This is a genomic window from Duncaniella dubosii, assembly GCF_004803915.1.
GTDB classification, from domain to species: Bacteria; Bacteroidota; Bacteroidia; order Bacteroidales; family Muribaculaceae; genus Duncaniella; species Duncaniella dubosii.
This window is the reverse complement of sequence record NZ_CP039396.1, coordinates 474,394-495,056: the sequence shown is the minus strand read 5'-3', so window position 1 is coordinate 495,056 and position 20,663 is coordinate 474,394. Positions and strand designations below refer to the sequence as shown.

Below are 20,663 nucleotides of genomic sequence, written 5' to 3'. Positions count from 1 at the left end.
GTTGATGTTCTGATTTATTTTGTTCCTATTTCTTTCTGACCGGGCCACGGTGAGTGAAGCCGGCGTCAAGCAACGCGGACAGAGTGTTGTCGTAACCCGAACGGAACACTCGCCGGATTTCCTTTAGGTTGAACACCTTATAGGAGGCAACATCGTCAATGCTGATGGCGAGGTCACACAGTTCCATCTGCGATTGCGAATTGTTTTTTACGAGAAGGTCGTAGGTACGGTGGGCTATGTCCATGAGTGATTTGGGTTTGCCTCTGCGGGGGACAGGGCTGCAGTTGATTCCGATGACATATTTGCAACTGTCTCTGAGTGCCCATGCCGGAAGATTGGCGAGCACGCCACCGTCGACGTATGTCACGCCGTTGATTCTTACAGGCTTGAACACGATCGGAATGCTGCACGATGCAGCCACGCAGTCCACGATGCTCCCTTCCGAGAATGCCACCGGCCTGTTGTTGTCAAGGTCGGTCGCACAGATGAGTGCCGGAATCGGGAGGTCCTCGATGCGTTCATATTTGATTTGCTTCTTAAGAAATTTCTTGAAGCCGTCCATTGAGAAAAAACCGTCGCGCGGCACTCCGAGTTCCGCTAAGTTTCCGAAAGAAATATTGCTGAACGCAGTCACAATCTCCTCCGGGGCGATTCCTGAGGCATACATGGCTGTCACCACAGAACCCGCGCTGACACCGGCGATTATGTCGGGTTTGATGCCGACTTCTTCAAGGGCGAGCAGTGCGCCCGCGTTTGCGAATCCACGTGCTCCCCCTCCGCTGAGGACGAGACCTACTTTGTAAGGTTTCCGTGAAAATTTAAGCATATCAAGCATAGCCGGTACACAATTTTTATTAGCCGTAAATTAGCGGATGCAAATTTACGCAATTTCCATGAACCCCGTGCCACATCACGTTTAAAATGCTTGTAAAATTTATTGACCCGGTGTTAAAAACAGCATGACAGTGATATGTTTGGCTTTTAAGGCACGATATAGTCCGTCACGATATAGTCGACTCCGCAGTCTTTAAGACGGACATATTCTTCAGGAGTATTGACTGTCCACACGTTGACTTTGACACCTGCATCATGGTAACGCCTCACACAGTCTGCATCGACGAGATCCGCGCGTATCTGCACGTCGAGTTTGCGCGAGCATGACCATTCGAAGCGTTCCTGCCACTTTGTGTCGGCCTGAAACTGGAGCCTGATTTCAGGATGGTTGGCCATCAGATAGTCTATATAGTCAGGTTCGGATGTCAGTATGATGCAGTCTCCGGTAGCACCTTTCTCAGCGATAAGCTTTGCGAGTGGCGTGAGATGTCCGCTATCTTTCGTATCCTTTGAAAAAGTCTTCAGATGGAGCAGCGGTGCGACTCCGTTTTCTTTGCAGATGTCGAGGAATTCGCCGACGGTGCAGATTCCCGAACCTTCATAAGTAGCGCTGTCGCGGGTCTGTGTGTAGCGCTCGGTGCGCAGTTCGGCTATGGTCGAGTTAGCTATTTTCATCTTTCCTCCCAGCCGGTCGGTCTTTCCGTCATGAGATGTGACAAATACCGAATCGGCTGTTGCGCGTACATGAGCTTCCATCATCTTGTAGCCGCGTCGCGCGCCTTCGAGGTATGCTTCGGCTGTATTTTCTATGGCATATCCGCAGCCGCGCCGTCCGATTAGGGTCGGTTCGGAAGCTTGTGTGAAAAAAGCGATGCCTATGACAGCTATCAGTGACAGTTTAAATCGTTTCATGGTCTGGGATATTTTATTTTTTGTTATGGGCAGTCCAATTTTTTGACTGGTCAGTAGTTGACAGGTAATTTTAAACTTTGATTAGTTCGAGCAAAATAGCGTTTGATGTGAGCCATTGGTTTTCAGGAATGGCATAACGATGGTCGGGTGTTAGAACGAGTCGGCCGTCTTCAATCATGGGTGTGGATTCTTCTTTGAATGTTTCAGCCATCTTCTTGCCGAACTTTTCACTGATTTCATCGAGACTGATTCCGCGAGCCGTGCGCAGACGGGTGATGAGCATGTCGTTAAACAGATTTTCAATCGTTTCGTCCTCCGTCTCGTTAACTCCTGAGCCATTTCCCTCGATATATTTTTTGAGATTGCATGGATTGGCCGACCGCTTTGTGCCGTCCCAAGAGTGTGCGCCCGGACCGAGACCTATATATGGCGACCCGTCCCAGTATGAAGAGTTGTGTATCGCTTCTTTTCCCGGGAGGGCGAAGTTTGAGATTTCATAGTGGAGATAGCCTTCCTTGGCCGTGACTTCGCAGAGATGTGCATACATAGCTTCGACAACTTCGTCGGGCGTTTCCTCGATTTTTCCCTTGTCGAGCATGGCGAAAAGCCGTGTTCCGGGTTCGTAGGACAGCAGATAGGCCGAGATATGTTCCGGGCGGAGTCCTGTCAGAGTTGAAAGTGACCGTTTCCATGATTTCATGTCCTGTCCGGGTAATCCGTAGATGAGGTCACAGCTGATATTGGCGATTCCTTCCGCTCGGAGGGTCTCGGTTGCTTCGATAGCCCGCGCGGCGGTATGCCGTCGGCCCACTGTGTGCAGTTCCGAGTCGTCAAATGACTGGATTCCCATGCTGACGCGTCGCAGCGGTGTCTCATTGACGATAAACCGCACCCATTCCATGCTTACGTCCTCAGGATTGGCTTCGATGGTCGCCTCACGGAGCAGACGTGTGTCAAGGTCGAGTGCGTCGATTATGCGTTTGAGCAGGGCATGGGGGAGCGACGACGGTGTCCCTCCGCCGAAATAGAGAGTGTCGATACCCTCGTCAAACGTCTCAGAGCGGACGCGCCATTCATTGATAAGCGCATCGGTGTAAGCTTCCATCCATTCCTTTCGGGGGGTGGAGTAGAAATCGCAATAGGCGCATTTCGAATGGCAGAATGGGACGTGGATATAGAGTTTCATCGTTGTGTCGCGGAAATGGTTTACGTATATTATAATATGTGTATCGCTCAGTGTTTCCGGCAGATTGGCTTGAATCCGCAGAACTTGCATGCGGAATCGTCCACGGCCTGTGTGAACGGTACGTTCGGGTCAAACATTTCCGTCAGAGTGGCGTTGAAGCGTTCGATAAATTCTTTGTTGATGGTGCGGTAGTCAGTAAAATCGTTTTTTTGATATTTCAGAGCTTGCAGTCCCGTGGTCGACATGGTTTTGAACGAATAGATCTGTGGCATAATAGGCCCGTCGAAACCTATTTTTCCGGCGTATGCGTTACAATAGAACATCAGCTGTAGGATTGCCTTGCGTCTGTGGTCGGTCTCCGGGTTGAAGAGCTCGTCGATATCGGAGAAATCAGTCTTGTCAGAGCCGGTCTTGTAGTCGACGATTCTCAGCAGTCCGAGTCCTTCGCCGTAACGGCTTCCGGGATAGATGCGGTCGATTCTGTCGATATACTGGAGTATGTTGATTGTCAGTCCGTCAGAAATTTTCATCGTTGCCGTTACCTTGTGCTCGCCGTCGATGAAGTCAAACGGAGCTATCTCTTTCTCGCGACGGAACATAAGGATAAGGAAGTGTTTCATCACCTTGCCGAGTACAAGGCTCTCGCCGACGAGCGGTGTGCGGTCGCCTTCGGGCAGACGGTTGTATTTTTCATTGATTAGCTCTGTGATGAGTGTGTCGAGTCTTACTTCGTCTCTGATGAAACTGTCGAGAATCTCAGTTGTGACCTTCACTTCGTCTCGGTCGCCGCGCAGCTCTTTGTAGAGCCGTTCGGCTACTTCATGCAGGATGTTGCCGTATGTCCCTGAGTCCATATAATCCATCACATCTTCGTCAAGGTCGAGATTGCAGATGCGTTTCAGATAAAACGACAGCGGACAGTTGATGTAGTCGTTTATTGCTGTGGCCGAGAGTGTGCGTTTGCCTCCTTCGGGTGTGAATTCACGCATTTTTTCCATTATCGCGGCTGTCTTCTCGACTGAAATGGTCTCCTCGTCGAGCGGATGTGTGGTGAACGATGCGAGGTCGTGGTCAATCCGGCATTCGGGAAACAGATAGAGAAGCTGGGCTATATAGCGTGAGATTTCACTGTTCTTTCCGCTCAGCGTACGCGCGTCGTAAAAGAGTCTGACCTGCGACGCACGCGAAATGAGACGGTAGAACGAGTAGGCGAATATCGACTCCTGAAGTTCCGTGGTGGCCATGCCGTAGCTCTTCCGCAGCGTGTCGGGGATAAACGAGCGGGTGTATTGTTTGTGGGGGAACACATGCTCGTTCATCGAGAGCATTATGAGCTTATCGAAATCAAGCGCACGGGTTTCGAGCACACCCATCACCTGAAGTCCGGCAAGCGGCTCGCCGGTGAAGCGGACACTGACCGATGAGATGGTCCGCTGAAGCAGTTCGATGAATGTCTTGTCGCGCATGGTGATGTTCCATCGAGAGCATGCCGCACGTAGGTTTTCAAGCTCTACGAGATAGGTGTCGAGGAAATAGTTTTCGATTTTCAGCTCCTTGTGTACGAGCGTATATGCGCGAAGTCCTTCGATTAGCCTGAAAAAATAGGAGTGTACTTCCTCGACTCCGTTTGTGTCGTGCACCGGACTGAACACGAATGCCAGTGCCGGGGCGGTCTCGGTGATTTTGGACACGGGGACCATGTAGAGCCTTCGGTCGAGCATCAGCCTGAGCAGCGCGTTACATCCATCCGGGTCGATTGCCTGAAGGAGCGGATGGGTCAGCACTGACCGCAGGTCCTCGTAGAAGTAGCTCCATTCCTCGCGGGAGCGCGAAGCCCTCAGATGAAGGGCGACAATCGCCGACATCAGCGATGAGATTGATGTGCTTTTCAGCGGGAAGCCCATCGTGACATTGAGTGCGGTGATTCCCGGCGGGACGGCGTGGATCATCGGGATGAAGAGCGATTCGTCGGGGAGCACTATTGCCGTGTCAATGGCATTGGCGGGATTTCCGATCGTTCCGTCGGCAATCCATTTCTGTAGCTGGAGTCCGGCCGCTTTGGTCTGTCCGAATGCCGTAGGTACGCCGGTGATGTGGATGTAGGGGAATGTCGGCTTTTCGGGATAGAGTTCCGCAAGATTGTAGCGCGAAGGAAAACACTCAACATTGCGGCGCATGAAAAATGCGGCTCTGTTGCCTTCGTCGGCAAATGCCGGCGAGGCCATGTCCCAGTAGAAATCGGCGATTCCTTTTGCCTGAAGTTTCTCGAATATCTTGATTTCCGCCAGTGTGAGCACATTGAATCCGACGAAGATATATCTTTCAAACGGCAGACGGGTGTCTCCTCCACGGCTGAGGTAGTTGACTGCGTTGCGGGCAAACATGCCGCGCGATGCCATCCCGTTGTCGAGGAGACGTTTTTTGAAACGTTCGAAAAGTGTGTCGAGCACCTCCCACAGTTTCAGAAATTTGCTTTCGAGTGAAGTCGGCTGGTGATGAAGATGATTCCAGAATTCGTCAGGACTGGTGTGGACGAATCTTTCACCCCAGTAACGGTTGATGATTTCAACCTGTTCCTCGGTCAGATAGTTGGAGCTGACCTCGCGGAAGCGTTTCAGATTGACAAACAGCTTGTGAGGGTCGACGAGATAGAGGTCGACATCATTGAAATCGTTGAGCAGCATCTCGCCCCAGAAAATGAACTGGTCAAAGTCGACCACATCGTCGCTCAGCTCGCGGTATTCATTGTATAGTATGAACAGCTGGTCGAGTCGCGGCGCTTCGGTCAGTGCCGAAAATCGGTTTGTCACTTCTGCGATAGTGCCAATTTCCGGCATGATGAACGGACGGCCTTTTGCTTCGAGCGACAGGTAGTGGCGGAAAAACACACCGCTGCGCTTGTTTGGGAAAACAAAGCAGTAGTCTGCGAGCTGTGGAAGTTCGTTGTTGATATATACCGAGGCTACTTGCTGGAGAAATGGAGTCATAGTGTGTGTCGCTGTGGAGGGATCAGAAATTCTTGATGAGGATTATCATTTTTATCGCGAAATCAAAATTGACAATCTTTCCGTTGGCGTTGCCGGCAATGTCGGTGATGGCGCGGTCCATTTCACAGATGATTTTTTCGGCATTGTTCTCTGTTATGAAGCGGGCGAAATTTTTACTGAAGCCTGCTTCCTCGCGGTTGAGATAAAGGAGGTCGGGCACACGGAAGTTATACACGAAGTTCTCGCGTATGAGCCGCTGGGCATAGTCATAGAATTTTATCTCCTGCTCCCGGCCGAGGGCGGCAAGATCGGTGCTCCATTCTTTTAGGGCTTTGACATCGCGCTGATAGGCCAGACGCATCAGCCTGACGAAATAGTCGAAGAACATGCGGCTGACGCTTGTCGCGTCCATTGCGCGCAGGGCGCTGTTGATGTCGCCTGCGGCTATGTGGGCCATTGCGAGAGCGTCCTGCGGGTCGATGGCGAGACGCGATGTCAGATACGATGCGATTGTCTCGTCGCTCAGACGTTTCATCTCTATCGGACGGCATCGGGAATATATGGTCGGCAGGATGGCCTTGGCGTTGTCGGAAACGAGTATGAAGATTGTGTCGGAGAAGGGTTCTTCGATAAGTTTTAACAGCTTGTTGGCCGTCTGTTCGTTCATCTTTTCAGGCAGCCAGATTATGACTGTCTTGTATTTCGACACCGTGGTTGTGACCGAAAGACGTTGTTCGAGCGCTTCACTTTCGCTGACATAGATGACCGGCTGGGCGTTTTTCTTGTCGAAATATCCTGTCCAGCGCTCGAAATCCATAAACGGGCTTGCCTCGACAAATTCCTTGAATTCCGTCATGTAGTCGTCTGACACAGGCGCTTTCAGCTTGTCGGTCTTGACGACAGGAAACACATACAGGCTGTCGACATGATTGAACGATTCATGCTGACGGCACGCTGGGCACTCTCCGCAAGGCTCTCCTTCGGGCAGCGGTGACCGGCAGTGGAGATATTGTGAAAATGTGCGTGCTGTCAGGAACTTACCTATTCCTGCCGGGCCGTGGAGCAGGAGGGCATGGGGGATACGATGGTCGGCGACCATGTCGCGCAACTGTCGCTTTACATTCTCGTGGTCTGGAATCTGGCTGAACTTCATGGTTAGGCAAAGTTAGGCAATTACTGCGATAAATGGAAATCTTTGCCTGAGATATAGACTGACATTCCTCCCGATTCAGCTGAATCATGTCACAGCGACAGATGAAGTATGGGAAAAGGGCGTCCGGCATCGTCGGTCGGGGTGCGGTCGACGCTCCGGAATCCTTTTGACCTGTAGAATACAAGTGCTGCGGGATTCTGTTCGTTGACATCAACAAGCTTAGCTCCTTTCCCGATGGCGAAATCAAACAGGGCCGTTCCACATCCCTTGCCCTGACAAAATGAGTCGACAAACAGCATTTCAATCTTGTTTCCGGCCATGCCGATGAAACCACCCGGTTTACCGTCGACATCAAGAATGTGGATGTCAACAGCCGGAAAATATTCTGAGGCAAGTTTTGATTTTATCTCAAGTATGTCATCTTCGGTGAGAAATTCATGTGTAGCGCGTACTGACCGTTCCCACAGGGCAACGATTGAAGGATAGTCCGTTTCGTGGCATGGCCTGATGCTATGTCGGCGTTCATTGTTATCTGTAACGGTTGGGGTATCTGTATTTGAAATATCCATAGTGGGCATGATTAAATTGCAAAGATGGCATTTATTTCCTGATAAACCATAATTTTGAACTTTTCATGTCTGCAGAGGGTATATAATAGAAGTACTTCATAAATTTTTTCTACAATGGATTTCAAACTTCATTTCGATCACTACAATATCAACGTGGCAGACCGTGACCGTTCGATGGAATTTTATCGGAAAGCATTGGGGCTTAAAGAGGTCGGCCATATCGACGGCCCTGACGGGGCGTTTACAATCACCTATATGGGCGACGGTTCTACCGGTTTTCGCTTGGAACTGACATGTATGCGCGACCATCCGCAGCCCTACGACCTCGGCGAAAACGAAACTCATCTCGCACTCCGTCTTGATGCCGGACAGGACTATGAAAGACTCCGTGAGTTTCACCGGCAGATGGGGGTGGTGTGTTATGAGAATCCTGCAATGGGAATATATTTCATCGAAGACCCTGACGGCTACTGGATTGAACTGCTGCGCCCGGAAAAACTTTGACACATAGAGGGTAGAAGCCTGTTTTATTCGGAAATTTCCGTCACGACCAATCTCTTTTAATTGTAAGATTGTTAAATCTACGTGCAGACATCTACTCATCCATCCCCGGTCTCCCGCCGTAGCCGATTTGAAATTGTCGGGTGCGTGCTCAAGGTCATCCTGCCGTTGGCTGTTTCGGCGGGACTGATTTTATGGCTTTTTCATAAAGTCAACATCCATCAGGTAGAGTCAATAATAAAGCAGGGTGTCGATTATCGCTATATTATCGCTATGATGGTGCTGACAGTGCTCTCACATATCATACGAGGCATCAGGTGGGGCATTCAGTTGCGTGCTGCCGGCATCCCTCGCATTCCGGTAGTCGCGGAAAGTGTGTCGATTTTCGGGGCATACGCTCTGAATCTTGTGTTTCCGTTTCTGGGTGAGGCGTGGCGTTGTGTCTACATCACCCGTCGTGAGGGGTGTAAGCTGTCGACAGTCGTCGGCACAGACCTTGGCGACAGGGCATCGGACGGCATAATGATATTCCTTATAATCATTCTGACTCTTTTTGTGGCTCATCCGGCGATGGACCGTTTCCTTGACCGTTATCCGATTGGCGAGGATATCCAACGGGTGATGACCGCCGGAGGCATGTGGGTCATTGTGATTGCTGTGATTGCCATGTTGGTCGTGAGTGACTACTGTTTTCGCAACACATCATTTGTCAAGGGAATCAATATAAGTATTATCAGAATATGGGACGGTTTCAAGGTGCTGTTCCACATGAAAGGCACAGGGCTCTATCTCATTCTGACCCTTGGGATATGGATTTGTTATTTCTTCGAGGCTTATGTTTGTTTCTTTGCCTTCCCTTTACCCGTGAGCTTGTCACGCATTCGGCTTATCCGTTGGGGCTTGTGCCGGGACTGGTAGTGTTTGTCTTCGGTTCGTGCAGCATGGCCGTTCCCTCAAACGGCGGTCTCGGCCCGTGGAACATAGCGGTAATGTTTGCCTTGAGCCTGTTTGGAATCAGCGACAGTGACGGAGCGGCATATTCGATTGTCTGCTGGAGTTTTCAGGCTATAATTCTCGTAACCACCGGCATATTCGGTGCTTTCTACATCATGGCGAGCCGCAGGAATGTAAAACGCCGGAAAGCCGGAATCCGGAATAACCAATAGAATGGGATGTCGTTTTTATAATCAGCAATGAACTTAAAATATAGTATTCCGCTGCTATAAAATACGATACATGCGTCTTGTCGGTGAATAATGATCCCGGTTTGTCTGGAAATTGAATTGATTGTTCAGATAGAAGAGAATGGCTTTTTCGTTGTTAAGCGCGTCGACGGTTATAAATTGGCATCCGGCTTGACTGTAATTTGAAAATGTATCGGCTACGAGATCTATTATGGCAGAACCTATTCCATTTCTTTGATGGTTGACAGATATTCCAAGATGTCCGATATTAATAGCTGGATATGATGATTGGCGTTTAAAAAAATCAACAATATCACTACTCGTATCCAGCCTCATGTCATCGATAAAATCTTCTTTTTCCGTATGGCTCACAATCATCAGTGCGTCATTCATTAATGTGAACACAGCAACGATTTCTTTTGAATCAAGGAATGCACAATATGCGGAAAGGTAATGATGATTGACACATTCTTTTATCTCGTAGTGGAAAAATTTGTCAAGAAGTTCAACCCCACATGAGAACGCAGACATATTCATATAGTCTGTGTCAGTCATGAGTCTTATTTGGAAATCAATATCCGAGTAAGGGGTTTTTTCCTCCACAATTTGTAATAATTCTTTTTGCGTTTGCTTTGGTGCGGGCTTGACGTACTTCAATCTGATGTTTTTCTTCCGTGCTGAAGTCATCCCGAAGATGTTTCTCCAGATTGTTACGGAAACGAGCGATGTCTGCTCTATCCATCGGGGGATTTGGTACTGAATGTATCATGACTTTAAATGTTTACACCACAAATTTAGGACTTTATTTCATTAGATGCAAACATCTACGATAAAAATTATTCATTATCAGTTATATTTGTTTTTGAGATATAAATGTCTAGGATGCTTTTTCGATAAGGCATATTATTCGGATTGAATATCCTAAATTAACGGCTGCTTGGCAGGAGCCGGAATAATTTGTAATTTTGCGGGGAAAGCAAATTTATAACAGGAACGATGATAATAATGATAACCGGTGGGCAGCGGTCGGGCAAGAGCCTGTTTGCCGAACGTCTTGCCTTGTCTCTGTCAGCCAATCCTCGATACATCGCTACCGCGCAGATTTTTGACGAGGATTTCCGTCATCGCGTCGATGTCCACAAGCAGCGTCGCGGTTGGCAGTGGACCACTTTTGAAGAGCCGTTACATGTCGATTCCATAAGTCTGACATCGGATGATGTGGTAGTGTTTGACTGCGTGACTCTCTGGGCGACCAACTGGTTTTTTTGAATGCGGAGAGGACGGTACGAGAGCGCTTGACGAGATGAAAAAGGCGTTTGACAGGCTTGTCTCGTCGGGAGCCACACTCCTCATGGTTACAAATGAAATCGGCCTCGGCGGAGTTTCTGAAAACGCCATGCAGCGACGTTTCACTGATTTGCAAGGTTCGATCAACCAGCACGTTGCCTCGATTGCCGACGAGGTTCATTTCATCGTTTCCGGCATAGACCTAAAAATAAAGTAAAAGTAAGCAGCCAATCATCATGACATTTTCAATCCAACCTGTCGACACGGCTCTCAAAGCCGCTGTCACAGACAAAATCGACAATCTTACAAAGCCTAAAGGGTCGCTTGGCCGTCTTGAAGAACTTGCGGCACGTATATGTCTGATTCAGCAGACTCTCACTCCCGAACTCCGTCACCCACACAATGTGCTTTTTGCCGCTGACCACGGTGTGATAGCCGAAGGCGTGAGTGTCTCGCCTAAAGAGGTCACATGGCAGCAGCTCGGACATTTCTCCAAAGGGGGCGCCGGCATCAACTTTCTCTGTGATCAGCATGGTTTCCGTCTTGTGCTTGTCGATGCGGGAGTCGACTACGATATTCCCGCCGGCCACGGCATCATTGACAAGAAAGTCCGTAAGTCGACACGGAATTTCCGTCATGAGGCTGCCATGACAGCAGGTGAATTCCGGCTTTGTCTTGAGCGTGGCGCTGAGGTGATTGATGAAATTCATGATTCGACCGGCTGCAATATCGTAAGTTTCGGTGAGATGGGGAGCGGCAACACTTCGTCGTCGTCAATGTGGATGCACCTTTTTACAGGCATACCCTTGAAGCAGTGTATCGGTGCAGGAGCAGGACTTGACTCGGCGGGCATACGACATAAATATGAAGTGCTGTCCGACGCGCTCTCCCGTTATGACGGAGATGACTCTGTTGAATCCAAGATGGCTTGGTTCGGAGGATATGAGATGGTGATGGCTGTCGGAGCTATGCTCCGGGCGGCTGAGCTCGGCATGGTGATAATTGTCGACGGTTTCATCATGACAAGTTGCATCCTTGCCGCTTCGCGTCTTTATCCTGCGGTGCTTGACTATGCCGTGTTCGGTCATCAGGGCGACGAGAGCGGCCATAAACTGATGCTCGAAAATCTTGGCGTACGTGCGCTGCTTCATCTCGACCTGCGTCTCGGCGAAGGATCAGGAGCTGTGTGTGCCTATCCTATAATCGAGTCGGCAGTCAGAATGATCAATCACATGGATTCGTTCAAGGATGTGAATGTGACAAAATATTTCTGAAACATCCTGCTTATCCAATACATCTTTTATATCTTCCTGACATGAAGAAATTCGTGGCCGCACTCATACTTTTCACCCGTCTCCCGGTATGGAAATGGGTTAATCCATCGCAGTCCGACTACTCTGATGCTGTTGTCTATTGGCCGCTGACAGGCTGGCTGACAGGTGGACTGACAGCATTCGTCATGTATTGTTTTTCGTTTGTAATGCCGTGGTCGACAGCTGTCATTCTCGCGCTTGTCGGGCGCTTGCTTCTGACCGGCGCGCTCCATGAGGACGGACTGGCTGACTTTTGCGATGCGTTTGGATGTGGAGGCGATAAGGACAGGATTCTTTCGATAATGAAGGATTCCCATATCGGGACATACGGTGTCATCGGTCTGATATGCTACATTTCCGTGTGGATAAGTCTGTTTTCATCGTTTGGCCCGATGATGGCTGTCTGCACCGTATTCGCTGCCGACCCGTTTGCGAAACTCTGTGCCGGTCAGCTCACCAATATCCTGCCATACGCACGCCCCGAGGGAGCTAAAAACAAGATTTCATATTCACGCATGCACTGGCATCAGATTCTCTTTCAGATTATATGCGGTGTGCTGCCGATGTTTTTTCTGCTGATGCTTAATCCGTGGTTCGCATTGGCTGCCGTGTGTCCGATAGTGACGTTCACGCTGTCGGCGCTGCTGATGTCGGGAAAAATCGGCGGTTATACCGGCGACTGCTGCGGTGCGACATGTCTGCTGTGTGAGCTGTCGATGATTATTGGAATCAGTGTGATATTATATTCCGGTCTATGATACTGACTTTGATTCGCCACACGTCGGTGGCAGTCCCGAAAGGTGTCTGCTACGGCCAGTCGGATGTCGCGCTTGCCGGGAGTTTTGACTCTGAGGCCAAAGTGGTGTGTGGAAGACTGAAGGGCCGGAGATTCGACGAGGTGTATTCAAGTCCGCTTTCGCGTTGCGTGAAGCTTGCCGCCAGATGCGGATATGAAAATCCAAAGCTCGACCCGCGTCTCATGGAAATGAATTTCGGCGAATGGGAGATGAAGCGTTATGACGAAATCACAGATCCGCGCATTGAGTTGTGGTATGCCGATTTTCTTAATGTCAGAGCCACAGGAGGCGAGTCGTCGATGGACCAACGGGAGCGTTTCCTTGATTTCGTAAACGACATCCGTGCTTCGGGCCACGGATCGGTGGCGGTCTTCACTCACGGAGGCATCATGATTCATGCCCTCGCCACGCTATGCGGTCTGACCGACGAGGAGGCATTCGCCCGTCAGCCCGGCTATGGCGAGATTCTTGAAATTGAAATTTAGGAGTGAATGTTATTCAGGATAGAGACCCGGTGTCTGATTAAAGCATTTCTACAATCAGAAATCTGACCGCCCCTGCCAGAACCACACATATTGTTTCGGCGATGCGGTTGATGCGTACAGCCTTGCGCATGTCGGCAGTGGTCAGTTCGCGCTCGTTTTCTCCGATGAATGGCTTGTGGACGGTCTCGCCGAAATAGTCGTGAGGACCTCCGAAACGGCAGTCGAGTGCTCCGGCAAGGGCTGCTTCCGGGTAGCCGCTGTTGGGGCTTGCATGGCGACATCCGAATTTTCCGACGAAACCGAGTAGACTTGGCTGTCCCGACGCAATCACCATGAGCAATGCCGTGAGCCGGGCAGGGATAAAGTTGGTAACGTCGTCGATCCGTGCCGCCACACATCCGAACGCCTTGTAGCGTGCGTTGCGGTAGCCAATCATCGAGTCAAGAGTGTTGACCATCTTGTAGGCCACTATTCCGGGGACACCGAGCAGGGCATACCAGAACAAGGGCGCGACCACACCGTCGCTCAGGTTTTCCGACAGTGTTTCGAGTGCGGCAGTCCTGATTTCTGTAGCTGAAAGCTGCCCGGTGTCGCGTCCGACAATGCGTGCCACCTGTCTGCGTCCGGCATCGAGCGAACGGTCGAGGGCCTTGAATACCATTTTTACTTCGCGGATAAGTGTAGTCCCGGCAAGGCAATAGAATATTATAATGGTTTCGACAGCCGTCTTTATCCATATATATGGAGTGAGCAGACTGATGAGCACCCACGTTGCGATATATGCTGACAGTATGAGTCCGACAGCCACGCAAGCCCCCTTGGCCATTCTGTGCTGACCGCTGTTGAGACGGTGTTCGAAAAACGAGATTGATTTTCCGAATCCGACTATGAGGTGTGGCAGACGGGCCGGGTCTCCGAAAATAAGGTCGAGACACCATGCAAGGAGCAGAGGCAGAAGTTTTATGATTGCGACATCCATTCTCTTAAAGCTGTTAAAAGTAAATCGTTTTCTTCATGGCGTTGGGCGGCGATGCGGAAATAGCTTCCGTCGAGACCTTCGAAATTAGAAGCATCGCGAATCAGGATTCCATATCTGTCGATGAGGAAATCTTTGAGCTGTGAGGCTTTTTTGCCTTGAGGAAGTTTTGCGAGCAGAAAGTTGCAGTCGGTTCCAGTCGACTTAATTCCCATCCCGGCCATTTCTTTCCCGATTCTGAGAGCTTCCGCGTGGAGTCCGCGTGAATCAATCACATAGTCGTCACTGTGATTGATGAGGAATCGGGCAGCCTCGATTGCAAGCTGGTTGACAGACCAAGGCATGCGCATTTTTCCGATTTCCGACATAAGTTTTTCGCTGCCGACGGCATAGCCTATCCTTAGCCCCGGCACTGCGAAGCGCTTTGTGAGCGAGCTTAGAATCATGAGGTTGCCGATTCCGGCAGCCTCCGCAGGGGTGACGAGCGGCTGCAAGGTGTAGTCGCTGTAGGCTTGGTCGATAATGAAGACCGCCCCCGGATTTTTGGCAGCTGTCTCAAGTATTGAATCTCTGTCGACAGTCTTTCCAGTCGGGTTGTTGGGATTGCACAGCCACACGCAGGTAGTGTCAGACGGAATTTCGGAGAGCGAGGAGATAAATGTGACCGAGTGGCCATACATTGCGCACGCATCCTGATATTCACGGAACGTCGGACTGACGATTGCCGATTTCCCGCCGTGAAACAGATGAGCTGTGAGATAAATGGCCTCTGTCGCGCCGTTTGTCACCATCACATTTCCTTTGCCGATTCCGAGTTTCATGGCTATGAGCCGTTCGATGGACTCCGGTCTTGGTTCGGGATATGATTTAATGCCTGCGGCCTTATCGGCCAGAAAGTCGATAAGCGCCGAATGGTCGACATCAGAGTAGATGTTTGTACTGAAATTATGGCGTATGCGTGTGCCGTAGCGAAACGAGTCGTCTCCGTGTCCGTCAATCATGGTGTTTCATGATTTTATAGAGTTTGTCGATATCGATATGTTTTCTCAGATGGTCGGCGAGCAGGTCATATTGCTCCTCCTTGTAGGCCGTATAGTCGAACTTCTCGTTGCGCTTCTCTTTCAGATACGGCGAGATGAGGTAGCTGACCACTGTTTCATTGTCGAGCAGTCCGTGTATATAGCTGCCGAAGCAACGGTCATCGACAAAGCATCCGTCGGCTGTCCCGTCGTCAAGTATGGTGTTAAGAGAAGTGGCCTTCCCTTTGGTCTCGGTACGTCCCATGTGGATTTCGTAACCGTTGCAGGGCTTGTTCTCCCCGAGGAAACTGAAACTCACCTGCCGTGTCACCTTCGATCCGGAAAGCACTGTCTTCACCGGCAGCAGCCCGAGTCCGGGGAGGCTTCGGAGACTGCCTTCAATCCCGTCGGGGTCGCTCACCTCGATGCCCATGATTTGGTAGCCGCCACAGATTCCGATGACCGTCTTTCCGTTGTCTCTTGCACTGACGATGGCTTTTGCAAGCCCGTTGCGTCGCAGTTCGCTGAGGTCTGAAAGAGTAGATTTGCTTCCGGGGATGATTACTATGTCGGCCGACAACAGGGCATCGGGATTGTCCGTATAGAACAGATTCACGCCGGGATTGCGTTCGAGCACATTGAAATCTGTGAAATTCGAGATGTGTCTGAGCAATACGACCGCTACATTTACCTTGTCGGTCACGCTCTTTGTTGCTTTGAGTCCCAACGCCACCGAATCCTCCTCCTCGATATGGATGTCACCGGCGTAGGGGACGACTCCGATTACAGGCACACCGCATATCTCTTCCATCATCCGCCGTCCGCTCTCAAACAGCCGCATGTCGCCACGAAATTTGTTGACGATAATGCCTTTGATGCGTCGCCGGTCATCCTCGGACTGTAGCATTATCGAGCCGTAGGCGCTTGCAAACACACCTCCCCGGTCGATATCGGCCACGAGTATGACATCCGCATCTGCATGTCGGGCCATCGACATGTTGACGAGGTCGCTGTCACGGAGATTTATTTCCGCAATACTTCCTGCGCCCTCCATCACTATCGGGTTGAAGCGCTGCGACAGGCGGTCGAAGGCATTGTGGACTACCTTTCGCAGTTCTTCGCGCCCTTCCTTGCGGAAGTAGGAATATGAGTCGCGGTTTCCTGCAGGGCGGCCGTTTATGACAACCTGCGATGTGTGTTCGCCCGATGGTTTCAGCAGAATCGGATTCATGTCGGTGCTGCATGCTATCCCGGCTGCCTCGGCCTGAACGGCCTGTGCGCGTCCGATTTCAAACCCGTCGGGGGTGGCATAGGAGTTGAGAGCCATGTTCTGAGCCTTGAATGGCGCGGGATTATAGCCATCCTGCCTGAAAATACGGCAAAGCCCGGTGGCGATAAGGCTCTTGCCGACATCACTGCCCGTCCCGGCAAGCATTATGGGTGACAATTGTTCCATTGGGGTGGTATCAGAAATGTTGTTTTGCTAATCTGGCCGACAAAGTTAGGGATAATAAGCCATCGGGCAAAATAAAAGCGTTTTTCAGGCTTTCGCTTTTAAAACAGAACGGTAGCGGAGCCTGGCAGTTCCATGTCGAGCGAACATACTGAGGGAGACAGCCGTTAGAATTGAAAAGTTAATTGCCGGTTGTCGCAGAGCGGAATTTAATAAAATATTAATGACCCTGATTTGCGTATGACTCATTAATATAATACTTTTGTAGCTTCTTAAAAAACTTACTTTTGACTATGAACCTCAATGCAGACCAACGCCGTGGATTGACCCGGCAGCAAGTCGAGGAGAGCCGCCGTCTTCATGGCGCGAATGTGCTCACGCCTCCTAAGGAAGAGTCGTTATGGCGACTGTTTTTAGACAAATTCAAAGACCCGCTTATCATTGTGCTTCTTATGGCCGGTGTGCTGTCGGTTCTGATTTCATGTTATGAATATTTCGCCCTCCATCAGGCCGGGACGGTCTTTTTCGAGCCTGTCGGCATATTCATGGCCATATTCCTTGCCACCGGGCTGTCGTTCTATTTCGAGAAGAAGGCCGAGGACGAGTTCAAGATACTCAATCAGGTCAACGATGATGAGCTTGTTCAGGTGATCCGCGACGGCAATCCCACCGAAATATCCAAAAAGGATGTTGTTGTGGGTGATATCCTTATCCTCAACACCGGGCAGGAGATTCCCGCCGATGCGCGTCTGCTCGAATCGACGCAGCTCAATGTCGATGAGTCGACCCTGACCGGTGAGCCGATGGCTTCGAAGACCACCGATCCGGATCATTTCGACCCTGAAGCGACATTTCCGTCTGACCATGTGATGCGGGGCACACGTGTGATGGAGGGCCACGGTGTGGCGGAAGTCTATGCCGTGGGCGATTCAACCGAGAACGGAAAGGTCTATGAGGCTGCCCATATCGACGACGGGACGAAGACTCCGCTGACCGAACAGCTCGAACGGCTTGGTGCTCTGGTCACTAAGGGCAGCTATGTCATCGGCGGGGCGGTGATTCTGGGTCGCATCGTAATGTATATGCTTTCTACTTCCGGCTTCGAATGGCTGCCGTTTATCGCTTATTTCCTTCAGAGCATCATGATTGCCGTAACGCTTGTCGTTGTGTCTGTCCCCGAAGGGCTTCCGATGGCAGTGACGCTGAGTCTCGCATACAGTATGCGCCGCATGCTGCGCACTAACAATCTTGTCCGCAAGATGCACGCCTGTGAGACTATGGGTGCGACGACAGTGATATGTACCGACAAGACAGGTACTCTCACCCAGAACCAGATGCGTGTGGCTGAGACCGATTTCTACGCTCTTCCGGGACAGAAGCTTGGCGACGACGCGATGAGCCGTCTGATCGAGACAGCAGTCGCTGTCAATTCGACCGCGCAGCTCGATTTGAGCGACGAAGAACATCCGTCGGTGCTCGGCAACCCGACTGAGGGCGCTCTGTTGCTGTGGCTGCGCCAGAACGGTGTCGATTACCGTCCGTTGCGCGAGGAGGCAAAGGTTGTGCGTGAGCTGCCTTTCACCACCGAGCGCAAGTATATGGCTACGGTCATAGCCGAGCCCGGCGGAGGCGAGCGCCTCTTTGTCAAGGGGGCACCCGAAATCGTGCTTGCCATGTCAGACAGCGTCAACGGAGGTGTTGAGCGTGCCAAAATCAACGAGCAGCTTCTCGGCTATCAGGAAAAGGCGATGCGCACACTTGCTTTTGCCACTTGTCTGCTCCCCGAAGGGGCCGACGGCATAGGTGATAACGGTGTCGATGCCGACGGACTGGAGTTTATCGGTGTCGTGGCTATCGCCGACCCGGTCAGAGCAGAAGTGCCCGATTCGATACGCGAGTGTATTAATGCCGGCATAGCCATAAAGATTGTCACGGGCGACACTCCGGCCACCGCACGCGAGATCGGCCGTCAGATAGGTTTGTGGCAGGAAGGCGATGGTGACCGTAACATAATCACAGGGCCTGAGTTCGGCGCGTTGACCGACAGTGAGCTTGCCGACCGTGTGGGTGACCTGAAAATCATTGCGAGGGCGCGCCCGATGGACAAGAAGCGTCTTGTGGAGACTTTGCAGAAGCAGGGGCAGGTTGTGGCTGTGACGGGCGACGGCACTAACGACGCTCCGGCGCTAAAGGCTGCCAATGTCGGATTGTCGATGGGCGACGGTACGTCAGTGGCAAAGGAGGCCAGCGACATTACAATTGTCGACAATTCGTTTGCCTCGATCGGACGTGCGGTCATGTGGGGGCGCTCGCTGTTTCAGAATCTCCAGCGGTTTATCCTTTTCCAGCTGACGGTCAATGTGGTGGCCTGTCTTGTGGTGCTTGTCGGTGCATTCATGGGCACTGAATCTCCGCTGACAGTGACCCAGATGCTATGGGTCAACCTGATCATGGACACTTTCGCTTCGATGGCCCTGTCGTCGCTGCCTCCATCGCGTTCGGTGATGAACGATCGTCCGCGTGACCGCCGGAGTTTTATCATCACTTCTTCAATGTGGCGCTTCATCGGTGGCGTCGGTGTCATGTTTGCCGCTGTCGTGCTCGGAATGGTTTATCTCTTCGAGCATGCTGAGGTCAATTCGCTTGCCGATATTCTCCATGTCAGCATAGGAGCGCCTCAGGGACTTAGCCCATACGAGCTGTCAATAATCTTCACGACATTCGTGATGCTCCAGTTCTGGAATCTGTTCAACGCCCGAGCCTATGCCACTCACAAGAGTGCTTTCCATCTGAAGGCGTGTGGCGAGTTCCTGCTGATAGCTCTGGTCATATTTGTCGGGCAGGTTGTGATTGTCACCATAGGCGGTGAGTTTTTTAATGTAGTCCCGCTTAAGATAGAGGACTGGGCGATTATAGTCATCGGGACTTCGCTCGTGCTTTGGGTCGGCGAGCTGCTGCGGATTGTTTCCCGCATCGGACGGTGATTCAAGAAATATATGAAATATCGCACAGGGCTGCCATGATGACCGATGGGTCACTGGCAGCCCTCGCTTTGTTTCCTGCCCGGAGATGTGGCGGGATGTAAACCTATTGCACATATGGTTTGTTTACATGTTACAGAGTGTAATTGAAACAAAAGCGTAAATGTTATGCTACCCAAGTCTAATTAAAAAAACGTTATCCAACTATGAGAAGTATAACCACATTCGATTTGCAGTACGCACATCGTTTCTATGGCTTCAAAGGTGAGGCCCAGTATCTTCATGGCCATACCGGCACACTGACTATCGAGGTCGAGGATTCGATCAACAAGGGTGTGAACATGGTGTTTCCGTGTAATGAGATAAAAAAGACGGCATGGGCTGTTCTGAAAAATTTTGACCACGCACTTGTGCTTCGTGAAGACGATCCGTTGCTGCCTGCAATCACAGGTGTCTATGAGCAGCAAGGAATCCTCCACGGTCACCCGCAGAACACGTTGAAAGGCGAGGCTTTCAAGACAGAGCTTGCAAAGGCATATCCTGATGCCCGCCTTGTCGTAACCAAGGAGACAATGACTGTCGAAGGTATGATAAAGATTGTCTACGATCTTCTTAAGGACAAGCTTAACATTGCGAAGATTACGTTTACGAGTGGCGACAACGCAGCCTCGGAAGAATATACAGACCGTAAGGAAATCGAACGCTGTCCGCTTTGTGGCATTGCCCTTACCGAAGAAGGCGTATGTATCAAATGCGGATACAAGAAATAGAGAATATATGCGGCCGTTATAATTGTGAATGACGGGCTTCTGAATAAAAATTGTAAATCCCTGAGCCATCAGAGGCTCAGGGATTTACAATTTTTATTCAGAGGGGTTCTGAAAATCTCCCGGAGGGAATCGATAGCGATAAACCAAGAACGGGTGCGCCTCCTACCGAGGATGGCGCACCCGTTCTTGGTTCTTTTAAATCAATGAGACTCCAAAGGATATATCGGGCGGTATGTCTGATGGTAATCTGATAGCG

18 protein-coding genes and 1 pseudogene are annotated in these 20,663 nt (G+C 50.8%); 9 read left to right on the top strand and 10 right to left on the bottom strand.

Annotated elements, in window-relative coordinates:
• Positions 1-25 precede the first annotated feature (25 nt).
• The 6 genes from E7747_RS02090 to E7747_RS02065 form a co-directional block, all read right to left on the bottom strand.
• On the bottom strand, positions 26-826 hold the full coding sequence (locus E7747_RS02090; protein WP_168185190.1) for a patatin-like phospholipase family protein: 801 nt from the start codon (positions 824-826) through the stop codon (positions 26-28).
• A gap of 155 nt (positions 827-981) precedes the next feature.
• Positions 982-1,746, bottom strand: coding sequence for a glycerophosphodiester phosphodiesterase (locus E7747_RS02085; protein WP_136413827.1), 765 nt, complete (start codon positions 1,744-1,746; stop codon positions 982-984).
• Between the two features lie 70 nt (positions 1,747-1,816).
• The gene (gene hemW, locus E7747_RS02080; RefSeq protein ID WP_168185189.1) at positions 1,817-2,932 is read right to left on the bottom strand and encodes a radical SAM family heme chaperone HemW; all 1,116 of its coding nucleotides are present in this window, start codon (positions 2,930-2,932) and stop codon (positions 1,817-1,819) included.
• Positions 2,933-2,979: 47 nt separating this feature from the next.
• Positions 2,980-5,919 (bottom strand): PD-(D/E)XK nuclease family protein, encoded by a 2,940-nt coding sequence (locus E7747_RS02075; protein WP_136413824.1) that lies wholly within the window; start codon positions 5,917-5,919, stop codon positions 2,980-2,982.
• Positions 5,920-5,941: 22 nt separating this feature from the next.
• A complete protein-coding gene (locus E7747_RS02070) occupies positions 5,942-7,072 on the bottom strand; it encodes a DNA polymerase III subunit (protein WP_136413822.1) in 1,131 nt (376 codons plus the stop codon).
• An 89-nt stretch (positions 7,073-7,161) separates the two neighbouring features.
• Positions 7,162-7,641: a GNAT family N-acetyltransferase gene (locus E7747_RS02065; RefSeq protein WP_136413820.1), complete on the bottom strand. Its 480-nt coding sequence runs from the start codon at positions 7,639-7,641 to the stop codon at positions 7,162-7,164.
• A gap of 114 nt (positions 7,642-7,755) precedes the next feature.
• Here E7747_RS02065 and E7747_RS02060 point away from each other — a divergent pair, with 114 nt between their 5' ends.
• The 3 genes from E7747_RS02060 (at position 7,756) to E7747_RS02050 (ending at position 9,308) form a co-directional block, all read left to right on the top strand.
• Entirely contained in the window at positions 7,756-8,145 is a 390-nt protein-coding gene (locus E7747_RS02060) for a VOC family protein (protein WP_136413818.1), read from the top strand.
• An 81-nt stretch (positions 8,146-8,226) separates the two neighbouring features.
• The gene (locus E7747_RS02055) at positions 8,227-9,060 is read left to right on the top strand and encodes a lysylphosphatidylglycerol synthase transmembrane domain-containing protein (RefSeq protein WP_168185188.1); all 834 of its coding nucleotides are present in this window, start codon (positions 8,227-8,229) and stop codon (positions 9,058-9,060) included.
• A gap of 23 nt (positions 9,061-9,083) precedes the next feature.
• On the top strand, positions 9,084-9,308 hold the full coding sequence (locus tag E7747_RS02050; RefSeq protein WP_168185187.1) for a hypothetical protein: 225 nt from the start codon (positions 9,084-9,086) through the stop codon (positions 9,306-9,308).
• Between the two features lie 54 nt (positions 9,309-9,362).
• On the opposite strand, the gene E7747_RS02045 is transcribed toward E7747_RS02050, so the two are convergent.
• A complete protein-coding gene (locus E7747_RS02045) occupies positions 9,363-10,013 on the bottom strand; it encodes an N-acetyltransferase (RefSeq protein ID WP_123615463.1) in 651 nt (216 codons plus the stop codon).
• A 309-nt stretch (positions 10,014-10,322) separates the two neighbouring features.
• On the opposite strand from E7747_RS02045, the pseudogene E7747_RS02040 reads away from it, so the two are divergent.
• From E7747_RS02040 to cobC, 4 genes and pseudogenes are all read left to right on the top strand, one after another.
• Positions 10,323-10,830, top strand: a pseudogene (locus tag E7747_RS02040) (bifunctional adenosylcobinamide kinase/adenosylcobinamide-phosphate guanylyltransferase).
• Positions 10,831-10,846: 16 nt separating this feature from the next.
• Entirely contained in the window at positions 10,847-11,887 is a 1,041-nt protein-coding gene (gene cobT / locus E7747_RS02035; RefSeq protein ID WP_370863012.1) for a nicotinate-nucleotide--dimethylbenzimidazole phosphoribosyltransferase, read from the top strand.
• A gap of 41 nt (positions 11,888-11,928) precedes the next feature.
• Positions 11,929-12,684 carry an adenosylcobinamide-GDP ribazoletransferase gene (cobS, locus tag E7747_RS02030; protein ID WP_123615460.1) on the top strand — a complete coding sequence of 252 codons (756 nt, stop codon included), beginning with the start codon at positions 11,929-11,931 and terminating at the stop codon, positions 12,682-12,684.
• The gene (cobC, locus tag E7747_RS02025; protein WP_136413811.1) at positions 12,681-13,208 is read left to right on the top strand and encodes an alpha-ribazole phosphatase; all 528 of its coding nucleotides are present in this window, start codon (positions 12,681-12,683) and stop codon (positions 13,206-13,208) included. Before cobS ends, cobC begins: the two co-directional genes overlap by 4 nt.
• A 37-nt stretch (positions 13,209-13,245) precedes the next feature.
• Here cobC and cbiB read toward each other — a convergent pair whose 3' ends face one another.
• From cbiB to E7747_RS02010, 3 genes are read right to left on the bottom strand one after another with little or no spacing between them, the layout of a single operon-like run.
• Positions 13,246-14,187, bottom strand: a complete 942-nt coding sequence (gene cbiB, locus E7747_RS02020; RefSeq protein WP_123615458.1) for an adenosylcobinamide-phosphate synthase CbiB — start codon at positions 14,185-14,187, stop codon at positions 13,246-13,248.
• The gene (locus E7747_RS02015) at positions 14,169-15,185 is read right to left on the bottom strand and encodes an aminotransferase class I/II-fold pyridoxal phosphate-dependent enzyme (RefSeq protein WP_136413809.1); all 1,017 of its coding nucleotides are present in this window, start codon (positions 15,183-15,185) and stop codon (positions 14,169-14,171) included. The genes cbiB and E7747_RS02015 overlap by 19 nt, the downstream gene beginning before the upstream one ends.
• On the bottom strand, positions 15,178-16,659 hold the full coding sequence (locus E7747_RS02010; RefSeq protein WP_136413807.1) for a cobyric acid synthase: 1,482 nt from the start codon (positions 16,657-16,659) through the stop codon (positions 15,178-15,180). Before E7747_RS02010 ends, E7747_RS02015 begins: the two co-directional genes overlap by 8 nt.
• Before the next feature lie 290 nt (positions 16,660-16,949).
• Here E7747_RS02010 and E7747_RS02005 point away from each other — a divergent pair, with 290 nt between their 5' ends.
• A complete protein-coding gene (locus E7747_RS02005) occupies positions 16,950-19,640 on the top strand; it encodes a calcium-translocating P-type ATPase, PMCA-type (RefSeq protein WP_123615455.1) in 2,691 nt (896 codons plus the stop codon).
• A 203-nt stretch (positions 19,641-19,843) separates the two neighbouring features.
• Positions 19,844-20,407 carry a 6-pyruvoyl trahydropterin synthase family protein gene (locus E7747_RS02000; protein WP_123615454.1) on the top strand — a complete coding sequence of 188 codons (564 nt, stop codon included), beginning with the start codon at positions 19,844-19,846 and terminating at the stop codon, positions 20,405-20,407.
• Positions 20,408-20,663: the final 256 nt, after the last annotated feature.